This is a genomic window from uncultured Flavobacterium sp. (genome assembly GCF_963922255.1).
In the GTDB taxonomy this organism is placed as follows: domain Bacteria; phylum Bacteroidota; class Bacteroidia; order Flavobacteriales; family Flavobacteriaceae; genus Flavobacterium.
Genome location: NZ_CAWUIC010000010.1, coordinates 12,608 through 32,151 on the forward strand (window position 1 = coordinate 12,608; position 19,544 = coordinate 32,151).

Annotated in this window: 14 protein-coding genes and 2 pseudogenes; 9 read left to right on the forward strand and 7 right to left on the reverse strand. The window is 31.2% G+C overall.

Annotated elements, in window-relative coordinates; translation table 11 throughout:
• The first annotated feature begins 6 nt into the window (after positions 1-6).
• The 8 genes and pseudogenes from AABJ49_RS09195 (at position 7) to AABJ49_RS09230 (ending at position 8,941) form a co-directional block, all read left to right on the forward strand.
• Positions 7-471, forward strand: a complete 465-nt coding sequence (locus AABJ49_RS09195; protein WP_338377990.1) for a TlpA disulfide reductase family protein — start codon at positions 7-9, stop codon at positions 469-471.
• Positions 472-474: 3 nt separating this feature from the next.
• Positions 475-969 (forward strand): heavy metal-associated domain-containing protein, encoded by a 495-nt coding sequence (locus AABJ49_RS09200; RefSeq protein ID WP_338377991.1) that lies wholly within the window; start codon positions 475-477, stop codon positions 967-969.
• Positions 969-1,778, forward strand: a complete 810-nt coding sequence (locus AABJ49_RS09205) for a hypothetical protein (protein WP_338377992.1) — start codon at positions 969-971, stop codon at positions 1,776-1,778. The genes AABJ49_RS09200 and AABJ49_RS09205 overlap by 1 nt, the downstream gene beginning before the upstream one ends.
• A gap of 227 nt (positions 1,779-2,005) precedes the next feature.
• Positions 2,006-2,485, forward strand: a pseudogene (locus AABJ49_RS09210) (DUF305 domain-containing protein).
• Position 2,486: 1 nt separating this feature from the next.
• Positions 2,487-3,046, forward strand: a pseudogene (locus AABJ49_RS09215) (AraC family transcriptional regulator).
• Positions 3,047-3,122: 76 nt separating this feature from the next.
• Entirely contained in the window at positions 3,123-5,645 is a 2,523-nt protein-coding gene (locus AABJ49_RS09220; RefSeq protein ID WP_338377993.1) for a heavy metal translocating P-type ATPase, read from the forward strand.
• A gap of 5 nt (positions 5,646-5,650) precedes the next feature.
• The gene (locus tag AABJ49_RS09225; protein ID WP_338377994.1) at positions 5,651-6,658 is read left to right on the forward strand and encodes a DNA topoisomerase IB; all 1,008 of its coding nucleotides are present in this window, start codon (positions 5,651-5,653) and stop codon (positions 6,656-6,658) included.
• Between the two features lie 30 nt (positions 6,659-6,688).
• Positions 6,689-8,941: a multicopper oxidase domain-containing protein gene (locus tag AABJ49_RS09230; protein WP_338377995.1), complete on the forward strand. Its 2,253-nt coding sequence runs from the start codon at positions 6,689-6,691 to the stop codon at positions 8,939-8,941.
• Here the strand turns inward: AABJ49_RS09230 and AABJ49_RS09235 are convergent.
• Positions 8,938-9,288 (reverse strand): potassium channel family protein, encoded by a 351-nt coding sequence (locus AABJ49_RS09235; RefSeq protein ID WP_338377996.1) that lies wholly within the window; start codon positions 9,286-9,288, stop codon positions 8,938-8,940. The two genes, AABJ49_RS09230 and AABJ49_RS09235, sit on opposite strands and share 4 nt — an antisense overlap.
• 156 nt (positions 9,289-9,444) lie before the next feature.
• Between AABJ49_RS09235 and AABJ49_RS09240 the strand changes: the two genes are divergently transcribed.
• A complete protein-coding gene (locus AABJ49_RS09240; RefSeq protein ID WP_338377997.1) occupies positions 9,445-10,677 on the forward strand; it encodes a sodium:proton antiporter in 1,233 nt (410 codons plus the stop codon).
• Positions 10,678-10,746: 69 nt separating this feature from the next.
• Here the strand turns inward: AABJ49_RS09240 and AABJ49_RS09245 are convergent, their stop codons facing one another.
• The 6 genes from AABJ49_RS09245 to AABJ49_RS09270 all read right to left on the reverse strand — a co-directional run bounded on the left by AABJ49_RS09245 (position 10,747) and on the right by AABJ49_RS09270 (position 19,432).
• Positions 10,747-12,537, reverse strand: a complete 1,791-nt coding sequence (locus tag AABJ49_RS09245; RefSeq protein WP_338377998.1) for an acyl-CoA dehydrogenase family protein — start codon at positions 12,535-12,537, stop codon at positions 10,747-10,749.
• 100 nt (positions 12,538-12,637) lie between these two features.
• Positions 12,638-13,825 (reverse strand): acetyl-CoA C-acyltransferase, encoded by a 1,188-nt coding sequence (locus AABJ49_RS09250; protein WP_338377999.1) that lies wholly within the window; start codon positions 13,823-13,825, stop codon positions 12,638-12,640.
• A 7-nt stretch (positions 13,826-13,832) separates the two neighbouring features.
• Positions 13,833-16,223, reverse strand: coding sequence for a 3-hydroxyacyl-CoA dehydrogenase NAD-binding domain-containing protein (locus AABJ49_RS09255; protein WP_338378000.1), 2,391 nt, complete (start codon positions 16,221-16,223; stop codon positions 13,833-13,835).
• 11 nt (positions 16,224-16,234) lie between these two features.
• Entirely contained in the window at positions 16,235-16,690 is a 456-nt protein-coding gene (locus tag AABJ49_RS09260) for a MarR family transcriptional regulator (protein WP_338378001.1), read from the reverse strand.
• A gap of 97 nt (positions 16,691-16,787) precedes the next feature.
• Positions 16,788-17,561, reverse strand: a complete 774-nt coding sequence (locus tag AABJ49_RS09265) for a DUF4382 domain-containing protein (protein WP_338378002.1) — start codon at positions 17,559-17,561, stop codon at positions 16,788-16,790.
• A gap of 95 nt (positions 17,562-17,656) precedes the next feature.
• Complete coding sequence (locus AABJ49_RS09270) at positions 17,657-19,432, reverse strand: AMP-binding protein (protein ID WP_338378003.1); 1,776 nt, start codon at positions 19,430-19,432, stop codon at positions 17,657-17,659.
• Positions 19,433-19,544 lie beyond the last annotated feature (112 nt).

The following is a 19,544-nucleotide window of genomic DNA, read 5'->3' on the forward strand; positions in this document are numbered from 1 at the left end:
TATAAAATGAAAAAAATAATTTTGCTTTTATTATTCGTTTCATCTGTTTTACAAGCACAAGTAAAGATTGGTGAGATTTTACCAACTTTTGCTTTAAAAAATGCAAATGATGAAGAAGTGTCAAGTAAGTCATTCGAAAACAAATTTGTTCTGATTGACTTTTGGGCTTCTTGGTGTGCTCCTTGTAGAAAAGGAAACAAAGAACTGGTGAAACTTCATAAAAAAATAGACGTTTCAAGATTTGAAATTGTTGGAATTTCAGTAGATAAAGATGCTTCTAAATGGTTGAAAGCCATTGAAAAAGATAATATCCAGTTCACACAATTAATTGATCCAAATGGATTTGATGCTCCAACAGCCATTTTGTTTGGAGTTGAAGAATTACCAAGTCAATATCTATTTGACAACAACGGAATTCTTATTGCAATTAATCCAACAGAAGAAGAGATAAACAACTTATTAAAAAAATAAAAAATGAAAAAATCAAATATATATTTAGCATTAGTTACCGTATTAATTTTAAGTTTTACCAATGCAAATGCACAAATTTCAAAAGCAGAAATTAGAGCAACAGGTTTAACGTGTTCTATGTGTTCAAATGCGATAAATAAACAATTAAAAGCTATGCCAGAAGTTGCTAATGTCGAAACTGACTTGAACACTAATACATTCACAGTAACATTAAAAGAAAACACTGCAATTAACCCAATAGTTTTCAAAGAAAGTGTTGAAAAAGCAGGTTTCTTTATCGGTTCATTGGTATTAACTTCAAAATCAAATACTCTTAAAAATGATAATTATATTTTAATAGATGACAAAAATATAGATTCAGAAGAAGTAACTTTTCAAGTTTTAGACAAAGGATATGTTACTGATAAAGAATTTAAAAAATTATCAAAATCATTAAAAAAGGTAGCAACATATGCTGTTAATAATGAAGATGATTTTCATATTAAAGTATTGAATTAATGAGAAAAGTATTTTTATTTCTCGTACTGTTTGGAGTTCAAAAAAGCTTTAGTCAAGAACTTTTTGTAGTAACTGATCCAGCAAGTAATGTGCCTTCAAACTCATTGGCTGTTAATGTCATGAATTCTTTTTTTAAAGAAAAATTTGATTCGGGTTACAATTATCATATGATGCCAGAAGCTACATATGGTTTAAATAAAAACCTAATGTTTAGAGCAACAGCTTTCCTAAGTAAAACTAATGACGGATTAATAACAGAAGGTGGAGGTTTTTATACAAAATACCGCTTTTTTTCATCGGATGATTTAAACAGTCATTTTCGAATGGCTGCTTACGGAAGATATAGTTTTAATAATTCACCAATTCATCAAGAACAGCTTGAAATTATGGGACATAATTCTGGTTTTGAAACTGGACTGATTGCCACAAAATTAATTAATAAATTAGCAATTAGTTCAACAGTAAGTTATGAAAAAGTGTCTAATAACTCATCAAAAAATCCTTTTCCAAATACTTTAGGAGATAATGCAACTAATTATACTTTGTCATTTGGTAAATTAATGTATCCAAAAATATACACGAGTTACAAACAAACCAACATCAATTTAATGGTCGAATTTGTTGGTCAGACTATAAATGAAAATGGAAAATCTTATTTAGATATTGTTCCAGCAATTCAATTTATCATTAACAGTCAAGCTCGAATTGATTTGGCTTACCGACAAGAATTGGCAAGTTCCATGTTGCGAACTGCTCCAAATGGGTTTTACTTTAATCTGTATTATACGTTTTTTAACGTAACGAAATAATAGTTTATCACATTCTAAAAATACTAAGTAGAAATAAGGTAAATTTTTCAGATGTTATTAGAATTTTTATTTAGTAACCTCTGGAAGATAAGGTAAATTTTATAATGTAAATGACTGAGTTGATATAATGTAAAAGTTCGTAAATATTATATAACGAGAACAATCTTAATAAAAGGTACTTTTAAAGCTATCAAAAAACAATTAATTAATTCTATAAAATAGCTATCATGGAACACAATGACACTAACAAAAAACACAATCCATATCCAAAATTTGCCTTAATAATGGCAGTTTCGTTTGTAATTATGTATTTAGTAATGTTTTTAAATGTTGCTGAAATAGATCATATTTACAACAGTCTTACACGTTTTTACATGACCACATTAATGATTGCGACAATGGCAATAAGTATGTTGTTGTTCATGTGGAAAATGTATCCAAATTGAAAAATTAACATGGCAATTATTGCTTTTGCAACTATTTCTTTTATTGGAACATTTTATTTATTACGAACACAAACTCCTGTGAGTGATATTCAGTATATGAAAGCGATGATTCCTCATCACTCTTCAGCAATTATGACAAGTAGCAACGTAGAATTTGAAGATGCTGAATTAAAAAAATTAGCCGAAGATATTATCATTGCTCAAGAAAAGGAAATTACACAAATGAAAGAAATGATTAACAGATTGGAAAACAATAAATAAAATGGAAAAACTTCATTTGAAGAACATGGTTTGTAACCGTTGTATTCTAGTTGTGAAATCTGAATTAGAACTGTTAGGACATACAATACATTCAGTGGAATTGGGTGAAGTTATTTTGAAAAATAAAATTTCTGAAAAGGATAAAAGTATTATTGTAAGTAAGCTTGAAACGTTTGGTTTTGAAATTCTAAATGATTCTAATAGTAAAACAATTGAAAAAATTAAAACCATTTTAATTGATTTAGTACAAAAAATAACGATATCAATAACAATTTGTCTGATTATTTGATAGAGAATCTTCATCAAGATTATAGCAAATTAAGTAACTTGTTTTCTTATGTGGAAGGAATTAGCATTGAAAAATATTTTATCAATTTAAAAATTGAGAAAGTAAAAGAACTAATTGTTTATGATGAATTATCACTTTCTGAAATTGCAAATTTTTTAAATTACAGCAGTGTATCTCATTTAAGCAATCAATTTAAAAAAGTTACAGGATTTTCTCCCAGTTATTTCAAAAAAATTAAGGAAAGCAAAAGAAAAGAATTAGACCATTTATAAATTTTGCAAAAGCTATCCATAATTATACAAACTTTTGGCTAGAGATTTTTTGAATTTTGTAGAAAGAATTTAAATTATGAAACATACTTATAAAATTATCGGAATGACTTGCTCTGGTTGTGAAGCCAAGGTTAAAAAGGATTTGTCCGCTGTAGAAAATGTCACTCAGGTTGAAGTTTCTAAAGAAAAAAATGAAGCTATAATTGAGATGTCTAAACACGTTGAATTGGCTGATTTACAAAAAGGTCTAGGAGGAAATGATAGTAAATATCAAATTTCTTTACCTAATAGTTCAACAGAAACACTGCCAAAAACCAGTTGTTGTTCAACTGACAAAAAAGAAAACAAACACGAAGATCATAAACACCAACATCAAACGGGAAAATATTATTGTCCGATGCATTGCGAAGGTGATAAAGAATATGATAAACCTGGTGACTGTCCTGTCTGTGGAATGGATTTGGTAAAACAAGCTTCTGCAATTCAAAGTACTCAATATACTTGTCCAATGCATCCTGAAATCATTCACAATGAACCAGGAAGTTGTCCTATTTGCGGAATGGATTTAGTACCGATGGAACCAACCGATTTTGAAGAAAACAAAACCTATGAGAAATTATGGCATAAAATGAAAGTTGCCATGCTTTTTAGTATTCCTGTTTTTATCATTTCTATGTCAGATATGATTCCCAATAATCCTTTATATCAATTGATGGATTTAGAGAAATGGAATTGGATTCAATTTGTTTTAACTATTCCAGTTGTTTTTTATGCTTGTTGGATGTTTTTTGAACGAGCATGGAAATCCATTGTAAATTGGAATTTAAATATGTTCACTTTAATAGGAATTGGAACTGGTGTAGCTTTCTTGTTTAGTATTGTTGCTTTACTTTTTCCTGATGTTTTTCCAGATCAATTTAAAACTTCAGAAGGAACGGTTCATCTGTATTTTGAAGCGACTGCAGTTGTGTTGACTTTAGTTTTACTAGGTCAATTGCTTGAAGCAAAAGCTCACAGTAGAACTAGTGGAGCAATTAAAGAATTATTGAAATTAGCACCAACGGAAGCAACTTTAGTAGTTGATGGTCACGAAAAAATAATTTCCATTCATTCTATTAATAGAGGAGATGTACTTCGAGTAAAACCAGGTGAAAAAATTCCAGTTGATGGAAAAATGATTGAAGGAAATAGTACAATTGATGAATCAATGATTACAGGTGAACCAATTCCTGTAGATAAAAAAACCGATGATGAAGTAAGTTCAGGAACAATAAATGGTACAAAATCATTTTTGATGGTTGCCGAAAAAGTAGGTTCAGAAACATTGCTTTCACAAATCGTTCAAATGGTTACTGATGCAAGTCGTTCACGAGCTCCTATTCAAAACTTAGTAGATAAAATCGCAAAATATTTTGTGCCAATAGTAGTTTTGATTTCGGTTATAACATTTTTCATTTGGTGGATTTTTGGACCAGAACCTAAATTGGTTTACGGATTTGTAAATGCTATTGCAGTTTTAATCATTGCTTGTCCATGTGCTTTAGGTTTAGCCACACCAATGTCAGTTATGGTTGGAGTAGGTAAAGGAGCCAAATTAGGAGTCTTAATCAAAAATGCAGAAGCCATTGAAAAAATGGATAAAATTGACGTGTTAATCACAGATAAAACGGGAACCTTAACAGAAGGAAAACCATCCGTAGAGAAAATTGTTGTAAAAGATGGAAATGAAATGGAAGTTTTAGGAAAAATTGCTTCTTTAAATCAAAATAGTGAACATCCATTGGCAACAGCTGTTGTAAATTTTGCAAAATCAAAAGAAGTTTCTTTTTCTAAAATCGAAAATTTTGAATCAATAACTGGAAAAGGAGTTGTAGGTTCCATTGGAAATGAGAAAATAAGTTTAGGAAATAAAAAAATATTGGAGCAAGATACTATTGAAGATTTTTCATCAATTGAGCAAGAAGTAATTGCGGAACAAAAGTTAGGTAAAACGGTTTCTTACATTGCAATTGATGCTAAAGTTGTTGGTTATATTACGATTACAGATGCTATTAAAAACTCAAGTTTTGAAGCTATTAATGAATTAAAACAACAAGGAGTTCAAGTCATTATGTTAACAGGTGATAACGAAAATACAGCTCAAGCAGTTGCAACTGAACTGAATTTAACCGATTTTAAAGCCAGTTGTTTGCCTCAAGACAAATTAGAATTCATCAAAAAATTACAAGAACAAGGAAAAATTGTTGCCATGGCTGGTGACGGAATCAATGATGCTCCTGCGTTAGCACAATCAGATATTGGTATTGCTATGGGAACTGGAACTGATGTTGCCATTGAAAGTGCCAAAATCACTTTAGTAAAAGGAGATTTACAAGGAATTGTAAAAGCAAAAAACTTAAGTCATGCTGTGATGAGAAACATCAAACAGAATCTATTTTTTGCATTCATTTATAATACAATTGGAATTCCTGTTGCAGCTGGAGTTTTATTTCCAGTTTTTGGATTATTATTATCTCCAATGATTGCAGCTTTGGCCATGAGCTTTAGTTCAGTTTCCGTTATTGCTAATGCTTTACGATTACGTACTCTTAAAATCTAACACTTATGAAAACGTCTAAATCAAAATCCGAAATTAAGCACGTTGACGACACAGCAATGTCCATTCATAAACGCAAATATGGAAAAGGTTTTCAATATTTTGATGAAGAAGGAAATAAGATTAAAGATCCTAAACTTTTAAGAAGATTTAAAAAATTAATTATACCTCCAATGTGGTCTGATGTTTATATCTGTAAATGGAATGATGGTCACATACAAGCCATTGGAAGAGATGCAAAAGGTAGAAAACAATATATTTATCATTCAAAATTTGAAAAAGCCAGACAAGAGGAAAAATTTGCTAAAATGAAAGATTTTGGCAAATCCTTAGAAAAATTCAGAAAAAAAGTGCTTAATGACATTGATTCTAAGGTTTGGACTAAAAGTAAAGTTGTAGCGCTATTGGTTTTATTGCTTGATGAAACAGGTATTCGAAATGGAAATAAACAATATGCCACTCAAAATGGAACTTATGGTTTAACGACTTTAAGACGAAAGCACATGACTTTGGAAGGCAATCAAATTATTTTCGAATATAAAGGTAAGAGTAATAAAACCAGACATGTAGAAATAGATGATACATATTTAACTAAATTAATTAAGAAATCGGCTCAATTACCTGGTTACGAAATTTTTAGATATCAAGATGAATCAGGAAATTTTCAAGCAATAGATAGCGAAGATGTTAATGAATATATTCATAATCACATGGGTGACGACTTTAGCAGTAAAGATTTTAGAACTTGGGTAGCTAGTCGTTTAGCAGTAGAAATGTATCCTTTTGCATTAGAGGCAATTGCAAATTCACCAAAACGTAAATTTACTAATACTCTTATACGAATGGTGGCCGATGAATTAGGAAATACACCAACAGTTTGCAAATCATACTATGTTCATCCTAATATTCTACAAAAAGTGGAAACAAAAAGTCTTCCCAACAAACAATACGAAGATGACGGATCTTTAGGTTGGAAATTGACTCCAGCAGAAAAAGAAGTTATGAAACACATATAATATCCTTTTAAAAATAAATAATCTACACAGATGAAAAAAATAAACTACATACTTTTATTATTACTTGTTACAACTAGCGTTTTTTCTCAAAAAATTGTTCGTTATGACCTACACGTTAGAGATACACTTGTAAATTTCTCAGGAAAAGAAAAAAGAGCCATTGCTGTAAACGGACAAATTCCAATGCCAACTTTGACATTTACTGAAGGTGATATTGCTGAGATTCATGTGTACAATCATTTAAAAGAAAGTACATCTTTACATTGGCACGGATTATATTTACCTAATAAAGAAGATGGTGTACCTCATTTGACACAAATGCCTATTGAACCTGATACAGAATTCGTTTATAGTTTTCCAATCATTCAATCAGGAACCCATTGGTATCATAGTCACAGCGGTTTGCAAGAACAAATAGGAATGTACGGCTCTTTAGTTTTAAAGAAAAAAGCAACTGATCCAACATTTAGAAAAGGAATTGATGATATTCCACAAGTTCCAATAATTTTAAGTGAATGGACAGATTATAAACCAGAAAACGTTCATAGAATGCTACACAATGCTTCCGATTGGTTTGCCATCAAAAAAGGAACTACTCAAAGTTATGGAGAAGCAATTCGAGAAGGACATTTTAAGACCAAGTTGACAAATGAATGGAAACGAATGTTAGCTATGGATGTAAGTGATGTTTATTACGATAAGTTTTTAATAAATGGTCAAAATGAAAGTCAATTATCACAATTTAAAGCAGGTGATAAAGTAAGATTGCGAATTTCGAATGGTGGAGCTTCATCGTATTTTTGGTTAAAATATGCTGGTGGAAAAATTACTGTTGTAGCAAACGATGGAAATGATGTAGAGCCCGTTGAAGTGGATCGTTTAATTATAGGTGTATCCGAAACTTATGATGTCATTGTGACTATTCCGGCTGAAAATACTTCGTACGAATTTTTAGCAACTCCAGAAGACAGAACAAAATCAACTTCCATTTATATTGGTCCTGGAATCAAACAATTGGTTAGTCCGATGCCAAAATTGAAGTATTTTGAAGGCATGAAAATGATGAATGATATGATGAACATGGACGGAACCATGGATGATATGGGAATGGACATGAGTTTACAAAAAATGGACATGAATACTGTGATGTATCCAGAAATTTCAGGAGAAGCAATGAAAATGGATAAGCAAGAAGATATGAAAATGAATGATGATAAAGAAATGAATATGGATCATTCGCAACATGACATGTCTGCAATGGATTCTGATATTGTGACTTTAAATTATTCGATGCTAAAATCACCTACTAAAACAACACTTCCAAAAGATGCACCAGTTCGTGAGCTTCGTTTTGAATTAACAGGAAACATGAACCGTTATGTTTGGAGTATGGATAATGTAGTACTTTCTGAAACGGATAAAATTCTAATAAAGAAAGGTGAAATCGTTCGCATTACGCTATACAACAACTCAATGATGCGTCATCCAATGCATTTGCATGGTCATGATTTTAGAGTGTTGAATGGACAAGGAGATTATGCTCCGTTAAAAAACGTGTTGGATATTATGCCAATGGAAACCGACGTTATAGAATTTGAAGCTAATGCTGATGGAGATTGGTTTTTCCATTGTCATATTTTATATCACATGATGGCTGGAATGAATAGAGTTTTTAGTTATGAAAATTCAGCTCCAAATCCATATTTGCCAAATAAAGAAAAAGCATACAAGAAATTACAAGCAGAAAGCAATCAACTTCATTTTATGGCAGAAAATGATTTCGCTACCAATGGAAATGATGGTAAAGCAATGTTGCAAAATACACGTTGGAGCTTTGAAACGGAATGGAGATTGGGTTATCACGATGATCATGGATATGAATCAGAAACGCACATTGGAAGATATATTGGAAGAAATCAATGGTTTATGCCTTTTATAGGTTTTGATGCTCGTTATAGAAAGCTAGATCATGGAGAAATTGAAGAAAACTTATTTGGACAAAAAAGCACAAAGGACAAACGTATTCAAGCAAGTATAGGTTTTGCTTATACCTTACCAATGTTAGTTGTATTTCAAGCGGAAGCTTATCATGATGGAAATGTTAGATTGCAATTGATGCGCGAAGATATTCCAGTTTTAAAGCGATTAAGAATGGCTTTTATGGTTAATACAGATAAAGAATATATGGCTGGATTCAAATATATTGTTGGAAAAAACATGGGAATCACAACACATTATGACAGTGATATGGGATTAGGTTTTGGTATTAATGTGAATTATTAATTATCCTTCTTTTTTGAAGTATATGTTTTTTTCTTGTTTATCTTTTCTTGTTCTTTCATATTTGTAAAATGATTGTAAATTGTATTGATAAAACTTAAGATCATTCCAATTCCAATAACGATGTATAAAATTGTAAATAATTTTCCAGCATCTGTTTGAGGTGTAAAATCACCAAAACCAATAGTTGTTAATGTAACAACAGAAAAATAGAGCGAATCAATATAAGACCAGCCTTCAAGATAATTGTATGTAAAAGTACCAATAATTAAAATTATTATTGTTGTAATTAGCAGTTCTCTGTACTGTTCATCCTTCAAGAAGGAAATTAAAGTTCGGATGAAAAACATAAAAAATAGTTATGGGTTTTAATAATTGTAAATTTAAGAATTTTTTAAGAAACTTAGCTTCAATTAACGATTGTTAATATAATTTATAAAAAAGGGTATTGCAAATGGCTTATAATTCCAAAACAATTTTTATATTGCTTAAAACATTTTTGATTTATGAATTATGTAGTTATAATTACTATTTGTGCATTACTTTTATTAGCTTATGCATTTACAGTATCATCAAATAAAACGCAGATACCTTCTGTTATTTTATTAATTTTTATGGGTTGGCTCGTTAAACAAGGAACCGTTTTTTTAAATATTGATATTCCAGATTTAAATCCTTTATTGCCCTTTTTTGGTACTGTTGGATTAATATTAATCGTTTTAGAAGGTTCGTTAGAGTTACAATTTAATAAACAAAAATTACCTTTTATTGGTAAAACTTTTGTAACTGCTATTGTACCATTATTTATTACTGCTTTTGTAATTGGTCATTTCTTTTATTATTTTTTAGATGCAGATTATAAACAAGGTTTAATTAATGCTATTCCCTTATGTATCATTAGTAGCGCAATTGCAATATCGAGTGTTGGTAATTTAAGTTCTTTTAACAAAGAGTTTGCTATTTATGAGAGTAGTTTGTCTGATATTATAGGAGTTTTATTCTTTAATTTTTTAGTTTTAAATGAAGTAATTAATGTAGAAACTATTGGTAATTTTGGGTTACAAATCTTAATAATGTTGGTAATTTCATTTATTGCAACAGCTTTCTTGGCTTTTTTATTAAGTCGAATAGATCATCATGTTAAATTTGCACCTATCGTACTTTTAATAATATTGATTTATGCCGTTTCCGAAATTTATCATTTACCAGCTTTAATCTTTATTATGATTTTTGGTTTAATTATGGGGAATTTCGATGAATTAGATCGATTCAAATGGATACATTATTTGAAACCTAGAACTTTAGATAAAGAAGTTGTTAAGTTTAAAGAATTGACAATTGAAGCTGCTTTCTTAGTGAGATCATTGTTTTTTATATTATTTGGTTTTTTAATTAAAACGGAAGATGTTATAAATCCTCAAACTTTTGAATTAGCATTAGGTATAGTTCTATTAATTTATTTAGTAAGAGCAATACAATTAAGGATTTACAAAATGAAGCTAATGCCTCTTTTATTTGTAGCACCAAGAGGTTTAATAACAATATTATTATTTATTGGAATACCAACAGCGATAAAAATTGACTTAGTAAATAAAGCTTTAATTATCCAAGTTATTGTATTAACAGCACTTATTATGATGTTGGGGTTAATGTTTAATAAAAATTCAAGAGAGGAGAATGCTAAGATAAAAGAACAAGAAGATTCCAATCTAAAAATTGATATTGATATTCCACTTTAAAAAAATAAACCGTCAAGTAACCAACTTGACGGTTTATACAAACTAAATTAAACCAAACTTTGCTGTTAGTTAGAATGCGTATTTATTTTTCGCAATCAACTTAGCAGCAATTTTTTCACGTAAGCCAATTACATTTGGCATATTTGAGTATTTTGTAAAACGTTTTAATCCCATTAGCATCATACGTTGCTCATCACCTTCAGCAAAAGAGACAATTCCTTCTTTTCCTTTTTGGTTAACAATATCAACAGCTTTGTATAAATAAAGTTGAGCCATAGCAATCTGCTCTTGAACTTTATCTGCTCCTTCTTTCTTTGCAAGTTTTTCAACTCTTAGAACTGTACTTTCTGCCATGTATATTTCAATTAAAATATCAGCAGCAGCCATCAATAATTGTTGATGAGATTCTAATTCTGGTCCAAATTTTTGAACGGCAGCACCTGCAACCATTAAGAAAACTTTTTTCAGTTTGGCAATCATTTCTTTTTCTTCAGCAAATAATTCAGAATAATCTGGAACATCAAACGAAGGAATTCCCATTAATTCTTCTGCAACAGCCATTGCTGGTCCTAATAGGTCAACATGACCTTTCATGGCTTTCTTAACCAACATTCCTACAGATAGCATTCTGTTGATTTCGTTAGTACCTTCGTATATTCTTGCGATACGTGCATCTCTCCATGCGCTTTCCATTGGAGCATCTTCAGAGAATCCCATTCCACCAAAAATTTGAATTCCTTCATCAGTACAATTTTGTACATCTTCCGAAACGGCTACTTTTAAGATAGAACATTCGATAGCAAATTCTTCAACACCTTTTAATTCAGCTTCTTGATGAGAATTTCCTTCTTCAACTCTAATGTTAATTCTAGTTTCAATATCATGAGCAGCTCTATAAGTTGCACTTTCACCAGCATAAGCATTAGTTGCCATTTCGGCAATTTTTGATTGAATAGCTCCAAAACTTGAAATAGGCACATTGAATTGCATTCTTTCATTAGCATATTGAACACCTGTTGTAATTGTTCTACGCTGAGCTTCTAAACAAGCAGCTGCTAATTTGATACGTCCAACATTTAAAGCATTCATAGCAATTTTAAATCCTTCTCCACGACCAGCTAACATATTCTCTACAGGAACTTTTGTTTCGTTAAAGAAAACCTGACGAGTAGAAGAGGAGCGAATTCCTAATTTATGTTCTTCATCACCTAAAGAAATTCCGTTGGAAGGATCATTTTCAACAATGAAACCTGTAATATTTTTATCATCACCAATTCTTGCGAAAACGATAAACACTTGACAGAAACCTGCGTTTGAAATCCACATTTTTCCACCTGTAATACTATAATATTTTCCGTCATCAGATAAAACGGCTTTAGTTTTTCCTGAATTTGCATCAGATCCAGCTCCAGGTTCTGTTAAACAATAAGCTCCAAACCATTCTCCCGAAGCTAATTTTGGTACGTATTTTTGTTTTTGTTCTTCTGTTCCATATAAAGTTATTGGCATAGTACCAATTCCTGTATGAGCACCAAAAGCCGTTGAAAAAGAACCTGTTGCACCAGAAATATAATCACAAACTAAAACAGTATTTGTAAAACCCATTCCCATTCCACCATAGGCTTCAGGCACAGCTATACTTAGGTAACCTAATTCACCTGCTTTTTTCATTACTTCTTCAGTAAGTGCGTAATCTTTCTTTTCAAATCTTTCTTTGTTTGGCCAAAGTTCTTTGTCTACGAATTCGATAACCGAATCACGCATCATGATTTGTTCTTCATTGAAATCTTCTGGTGTGAAGATGTCTTCACATTTTGTTTCTTTTACAAGGAATTGTCCTCCTCTGATAATATCTGCCATGACTTATAGTTTGTTATATTATTATTTGGAACACAGATTTAAGAAATTGATAAAATTTTAAAAATTTCTCTGATTTCTTAACTCTGCGTTCCTTTATTTTTTATTTTAAAAATTCATAAATACCTGCTGTACCTTGTCCTGTTCCAACACACATAGTTACCATTCCGTATTTTGCATTTCCACGCTTGCGCATTTCATCAAATAATTGTACTGATAATTTTGCACCTGTACAACCAAGTGGGTGACCTAACGCAATTGCTCCACCATTTACATTTACAATATCTGGATTTAAACCTAATTCACGAACAACGGCTAATGATTGTGATGCAAAAGCTTCGTTTAATTCAATTAAATCAATATCCGATTGTTTTAAACCTGCTTGTTTTAATACTTTTGGAATTGCTTTTACAGGTCCGATACCCATAATTCTAGGTTCAACACCTGCAGATGCAAAGTTTACTAATCTTGCAATTGGTTCTAGATTTAATTCTTTAACCATTTCTTCGCTCATTACTAATACAAAAGCAGCACCATCACTCATTTGCGATGAGTTTCCAGCCGTTACACTTCCATCAGCAGCAAATACTGGCCGTAATTTTGCTAATGCTTCAACTGAAGTTCCAACTCTTGGTCCTTCATCTTTATTTACAACGTATGAACGTGTTTCTTTTTTACCATTTTCATTTACGAAAGTTTCTTCCACTGTAATAGGAACAATTTGAGCATCAAATCTACCTTCAGCTTGAGCTTTTAGGGCTTTCATATGTGAATTATAAGCAAATTCATCCTGATCTTCTCGAGAAACTTTGAATTGGTTTGCAACAGCTTCTGCCGTTAAACCCATTCCCCAATAATAATCTTCGTGACCTGCTTTTGATACTTTATAATCTGGAGTGGGCTTGTAACCACCCATTGGAATATAACTCATGCTTTCTGCACCACCAGCGATGATACAATCTGCCATTCCGGATTGAATTTTTGCTGTAGCCATTCCAATAGTTTCAATTCCAGAAGCACAATATCTGTTTACTGTTACACCCGGAACGTCTTCAACTTTTAATCCCATTAATGAAATTAAACGTGCTACGTTCAATCCCTGTTCTGCTTCTGGCATTGCGTTACCAACCATGACATCATCAATACGAGTTTTGTCGAAGTTTGGTAATTCTGCCATCATGTATTCAATTGTTTCAGCAGCCAATTCATCTGGTCTTTTGAAACGAAAAACTCCTTTTGGTGCTTTACCAACTGCCGTTCTGAATGCTTTTACTATATATGCTGTTTTCATAATTTTTTTAGTTTCTTAATGGTTTCCCTTTAGTTAACATGTGTTGAATTCTTTCTAACGATTTTCTTTCACCTGTTAGTGATAAAAAGGCTTCTCTTTCTAAATCTAATAAATACTGTTCTGATACTAAAGTTGGTTCAGATAAATCACCACCAGCCATAACATAAGCTAATTTATTTGCGATTTTTTTGTCATGTTCTGATATATATTTACCAGCTTCCATACTGTCAGTTCCAACCAAGAACATACCTAAAGCTTGTTTACCAAGTACTTTTACGTCTTTTCTTCTTGGTGCTTGTGTGTATCCTTGTTCTGCCATTTGCATAGCTACTTGTTTTGCCGTAGCAATTTGACGGTCTTTGTTCACAACAACGATATCTCTACCTTTTATAAGAACTCCGTTATCGAAACCTTCATAAGCTGATGTTGCTACTTTTGCCATTCCTACAGTTAGGAAATATTCTTGTAAAACATTTAATTCGACATCGTTTTTACGGAAAAGGTCTGAAGCTCTCAAAGCCATTTCTTTAGAACCACCACCACCAGGAATAACACCAACTCCAAACTCTACTAAACCTATGTAAGTTTCTGCAGCGGCAACAGCTCTATCAGCGTGCATGGTTAATTCACAACCACCACCAAGCGTCATTCCGTGAGGAGCAGCAATAACTGGAATAGCGGAATAACGACAACGCATCATAGTGTCTTGGAACATTTTGATGGCCATATTTAATTCGTCATATTCTTGCTCAACAGCCATCATGAAAATCATTCCTAAATTTGCTCCAACAGAGAAATTGGCACCTTGATTTCCAATTACTAATCCTTTGTATTCTTTTTCAGCTATGTCAATTGCTTTATTGATTCCTTGTAAAACTCCAGCACCAATAGAATTCATTTTTGAAGTAAATTCTAAATTGATAATTCCATCACCTAAATCTGTGATAATAGAATCGCTGTTGTTCCATATTTTTTTGCTTTCGCGAATGTTATTTAAGATAATGAAAGCATCTTGTCCAGGAATTTTTTCTACTTTTTTATTAATAGTAGAGTAGTAGTAAGTTGCACCCTCTTTTATAGTGTAGAAAGAAGTAATGCCTGCAGCTACCATTTCGTTAACCCAAGCAGCGGGTTCATAACCTTCCGCTTTCATTAATTCTATTCCTTTTTCTACTCCGATAGCATCCCAAATTTCGAAAGGTCCATTTTCCCAACCGAAACCTGCTTTCATGGCATCGTCAATTTTGTATAAATCTTCTGTGATTTCTGGAATTCTATTAGATACGTATTGAAACATTGAAGTGAAATTTTTTCTGTAGAAATCACCTGCTTTGTCTTTTCCTTTTACTAAAACTTTAAATCTATCAATTGGTTTGTCGATAGTTTTTGTTGATTCTAATGTAGCGAATGAAGCTTTTTTATTAGCTCTATATTCTAAAGTATCTAAATCTAAAGTTAGAATTTCTTTTCCTACTTTTTTGTAAAAACCTTGACCTGTTTTACTACCTAACCATTTGTTTTCCATCATTTTGTTGACAAATTCAGGAAGTTTGAATAATTCATGAGATTCGTCGTTTGGACAATTTTCATAAATTCCGTTTGCGACATGAACTAAAGTATCTAAGCCAACAACATCAACAGTTCTGAAAGTAGCTGATTTTGGACGACCAATAACTGGTCCAGTTAATTTATCGACTTCTTCTACAGTTAATCCCATTTCTTTTACTTGGTGGAATAAACTTTGGATTCCGAAGATTCCAATTCTATTTCCAATAAAAGCTGGTGTATCTTTAGCAACAACAGAAGTTTTTCCTAAGAACTTTTCACCATAACCATTTAAGAAATCAAGAACTTCTTGAGAGGTTTTTGGACCTGGAATAATTTCAAATAATTTCAAGTAACGTGCTGGATTGAAGAAATGGGTTCCACAGAAATGCTTCTGAAAATCTTCGCTTCTTCCTTCACTCATGAACTGAATTGGAATTCCCGATGTATTTGAAGTAATTAATGTACCAGGTTTTCTGTATTTTTCAACTTGTTCAAAAACTAATTTTTTGATGTCTAATCTTTCTACAACTACTTCAATAATCCAATCAACATCCGCTATCTTTTTCATATCATCAGTAGTGTTTCCCGTTGTAATTCGGTTGGCAAAACTTGGATGGTAAATAGGAGAGGGTTTTGATTTTAAGGCATTTGTAAGATGTTCGTTTACTAATCTGTTTCTTACAACTTTACTTTCTAATGTTAATCCTTTTTTTTGTTCAGCATCTGTTAGTTCTCTTGGAATAATGTCTAATAATAGGACTTCGACACCAATATTGGCAAAATGACAAGCAATTCCGCTTCCCATAATTCCTGAACCAATTACAGCTACTTTTTTAATATTACGTTTCATATATATAAATATTATTTTTTTTGTAATTCTTCTTCTAAAAATATTTTCTTATCAGAAATTAGATCATTTATAATTTCCGAAACTTCCATAAAATTTTGTAGTTTTTCTGATGAAACAACATCTTTAATTGTTTCATTAAACTTAACTACTGTAGACTTTGATAATTCTCTTTTTTCTTGACCTAAATCAGTTAATTGAATTATAATTCCTCTTCCGTCTTCTGGATTTTTTTTTCTTACAATTAATCCTTTTTCTTCCATTGATTTTAAAGTTCTAGTCAAACTTGTAGCTTCCATTCCCATTTTAGGACCTAATGCAGTTGAAGATGTTCCTTTTTCTTTATCAATACTTAATAAAGCAAAACCTGTTGCCATCGTAGCACCATATTTTGAGGCTTCTTCATTATACATTCTTGCAACTGCTTGCCATGTTGCTCGAAGTACATAATCTATAGTTTTATCTTTCATATAAATTAGTATTGAAACTCAAAGATAAAAAAAAATACTATGCACGCATAGTATTTTTTAATTTTTTTATGATAAATGTTTAAATAAATTCAATTATCTATTGAATTGTAAGTATACCAACATCAGTTGTTACTCCAGTTTGAACTGTAACATTACTTTCAACAACTGGTAAAAAAGGTAAAATAGGTGTAATTGTAACGGTATAAGTACCTGCAGTTAAACCTAAAACTTTAAAAGTACCATCTGTTTTAACATTGGTGTAAACTTCATCACCTGTTGAAGAAACAACCTGAACAGAAGCTAATGTTCCTGGAATTGAAATACTTCCTTCAATTGTTCCTGTTGTACTTAAATCAATAGTTCTTAAAACTGGTTTTAATGAATAAGTTCCGTTTCCATTTACAACAATAGATTTATTGGCATCAAAATCAATAAGAATACTATTTTGTGTATTTGCATCTAATGTTTGATTAACTTGTAATTTTAAACCCGATTGCTGAGCACTTGGTGTATCTAAAGGGTAACTAACTCCGTCAACTACTACTGAATTTTCAGTTCCTAAAATTAATCTTACTTGATTTACTCTAGAAGAAGTTATTACATCATTAGATAATGTTGTTTCTACACCACTTGATAATTCAAGTAAATCATAAATTCCAGTTTGAGTCTCTAAATTAACAGTAACTCCATCATTACCTATAACTTCTACACCTTGTACATCTATGTAAACAGCATCATATGGTCCTGGTGCATCAGTTAATCTAACGCTGTAAGCATAGCTTTCTGCATTTGAATTGTCATCATCACTACATGAAATCATAATCCCAAGTGAACTAAAAACTAGAGCTAAAAATAAAAATGTCTTTTTCATAATATGTTTTATTTAATGTTATGGTACAAATATCAAACATATTAGATGAAAACAATTTACATCATTTTTGGTTAATTTTATAGGTTTCCAATTTTTTAATGTTGGTAAATTTTATCGTATAAATCTTGATAGATTTCTTTTATAATTTTACGTTTTAATTTCATTGTAGGTGTTAAATGACCTCCTTCAATGCTCCAAATATCTGGTGTAAGTTCGAAGCGTTTGATTTTTTCCCAATTTCCGAAATGTTCATTAGCTGAATCTATTTCTTCCTGAATTCTTGCAATAACATCTTTATTTGAAGCAATGTCTTTATGAGAAGAACCGATATTTATTTTTTTGCGATCTGCCCATTCTTTTATAAAATCAAAATTAGGTTGGATAAAAGCGGCTGGCATTTTTTCACCATCACCGATAACCATTATTTGTTCAATAAAACGAGATTGTTTAAAAGCATTTTCAAGAATTTGTGGAGCTACATATTTTCCACCAGAAGTTTTAAACATTTCTTTTTTACGATCTGTGATTTTTAAGAAACCATCTGCATCTATTTCACCAATGTCTCCAGTATGAAAATAGCCACCTTGAAGAACTTCATTGGTTTTCTCTTCTTCTTTAAAATAACCAATCATTACGTTTGGTCCTTTGCATAGAATTTCACCGTCTTCAGCAATTTTGACTTCTACACCTTCTAATACTTTACCGACAGTTCCTACTCTAAAACCACGATTTCTCATATCATTTACTGATATAACAGGAGAAGTTTCAGTCAAACCATATCCTTCCATTACAGGAATATTAGCAGCACAGAATACTTTTGACAATCGTGTTTGCAAAGCAGCACTTCCACAAACTAGTAGTTCTAGTTCTCCACCAAGACCTTCTTGCCATTTAGAGAAAATAAGTTTTCGAGCTATTTTCAATTTGAATTCATACCATGCACCATTTTCACCATAAGGTTTGTAATCCATACCTAAATCCAAAGCCCAAAAAAATAATTTTTTCTTAATTCCAGTAAGAGCATCACCTTTTGCATATATTTTGTCATACACTTTTTCCAACAAACGTGGTACTACTGACATAACATGTGGATGAACTTCTTTTAAATTGTCACTAATTTTTTCAATACTTTCTGCAAAGTAGATTGAAATACCATAATATTGGTATAAATAAGTAAGCATTCTTTCAAAAATATGACAAATAGGTAAGAAGCTTAAAGCTCTAGTGTCTCCTGGTCTTAAAGGGACTCTTGGAGCACTCATCAACACATCTGAAACAATATTTTGATGGGTTAACATCACACCTTTTGGTCTTCCTGTGGTTCCTGAAGTATATATGATTGTTGCTAAATCTGTTGTTGCAATAGCATTTTTTCTAGCTTCAACTTCATTTTGATTGTCCTTATTTTCACCTAAGGCTAAAATTTCTTTCCAGTTTTTACATCCTTCAATTTCATTAAAAGAATATACTTCTTTAAGTTTTGGAACATTCTTTTGAATGGCTTTAACTTTTTGATATACTTCATCATCAGAGACAAAGCAATAAATTGATTCTGAATGATTTAATATATATTCATAATCTTCTTCAGAAATTGTTGGATATATTGGAACATTTTGTGCTCCAGTTTGCAATATACCAATATCACAAATATGCCATTCAGTTCTGTTCGAAGATGAAATAACGGCAATTTTATCATTCACACTTATTCCCATTCTTAAAAAAGCTCTTGAAACAGCATTGGCTTTATCTAAGTATTCTTGTGTTGAAGTTTTAACCCAATCATTACCATATTTAGTAACTAATGAATCAGATAAATTGTATTTTTCTAATTGGTGATAAGGAAAGTCAAACAATCTAGTAATTGTATTCATATATTTTCATAGTTTAGTGAATGCAAATTATGAAATTTTAATTAATTAACCAATTTTTTAAGAATATGATAGCTAGTTAATTATATCTTGTTGAATATAAGAATATTATGCA

Coding starts and splice junctions, on each gene's coding strand:
- AABJ49_RS09195 (WP_338377990.1), top strand. CDS start 7: ATGAAAAAAATAATTTTGCTTTTATTATTCGTTTCATCTGTTTTACAA.
- AABJ49_RS09200 (WP_338377991.1), top strand. CDS start 475: ATGAAAAAATCAAATATATATTTAGCATTAGTTACCGTATTAATTTTA.
- AABJ49_RS09205 (WP_338377992.1), top strand. CDS start 969: ATGAGAAAAGTATTTTTATTTCTCGTACTGTTTGGAGTTCAAAAAAGC.
- AABJ49_RS09220 (WP_338377993.1), top strand. CDS start 3,123: ATGAAACATACTTATAAAATTATCGGAATGACTTGCTCTGGTTGTGAA.
- AABJ49_RS09225 (WP_338377994.1), top strand. CDS start 5,651: ATGAAAACGTCTAAATCAAAATCCGAAATTAAGCACGTTGACGACACA.
- AABJ49_RS09230 (WP_338377995.1), top strand. CDS start 6,689: ATGAAAAAAATAAACTACATACTTTTATTATTACTTGTTACAACTAGC.
- AABJ49_RS09235 (WP_338377996.1), bottom strand. CDS start 9,288: ATGTTTTTCATCCGAACTTTAATTTCCTTCTTGAAGGATGAACAGTAC.
- AABJ49_RS09240 (WP_338377997.1), top strand. CDS start 9,445: ATGAATTATGTAGTTATAATTACTATTTGTGCATTACTTTTATTAGCT.
- AABJ49_RS09245 (WP_338377998.1), bottom strand. CDS start 12,537: ATGGCAGATATTATCAGAGGAGGACAATTCCTTGTAAAAGAAACAAAA.
- AABJ49_RS09250 (WP_338377999.1), bottom strand. CDS start 13,825: ATGAAAACAGCATATATAGTAAAAGCATTCAGAACGGCAGTTGGTAAA.
- AABJ49_RS09255 (WP_338378000.1), bottom strand. CDS start 16,223: ATGAAACGTAATATTAAAAAAGTAGCTGTAATTGGTTCAGGAATTATG.
- AABJ49_RS09260 (WP_338378001.1), bottom strand. CDS start 16,690: ATGAAAGATAAAACTATAGATTATGTACTTCGAGCAACATGGCAAGCA.
- AABJ49_RS09265 (WP_338378002.1), bottom strand. CDS start 17,561: ATGAAAAAGACATTTTTATTTTTAGCTCTAGTTTTTAGTTCACTTGGG.
- AABJ49_RS09270 (WP_338378003.1), bottom strand. CDS start 19,432: ATGAATACAATTACTAGATTGTTTGACTTTCCTTATCACCAATTAGAA.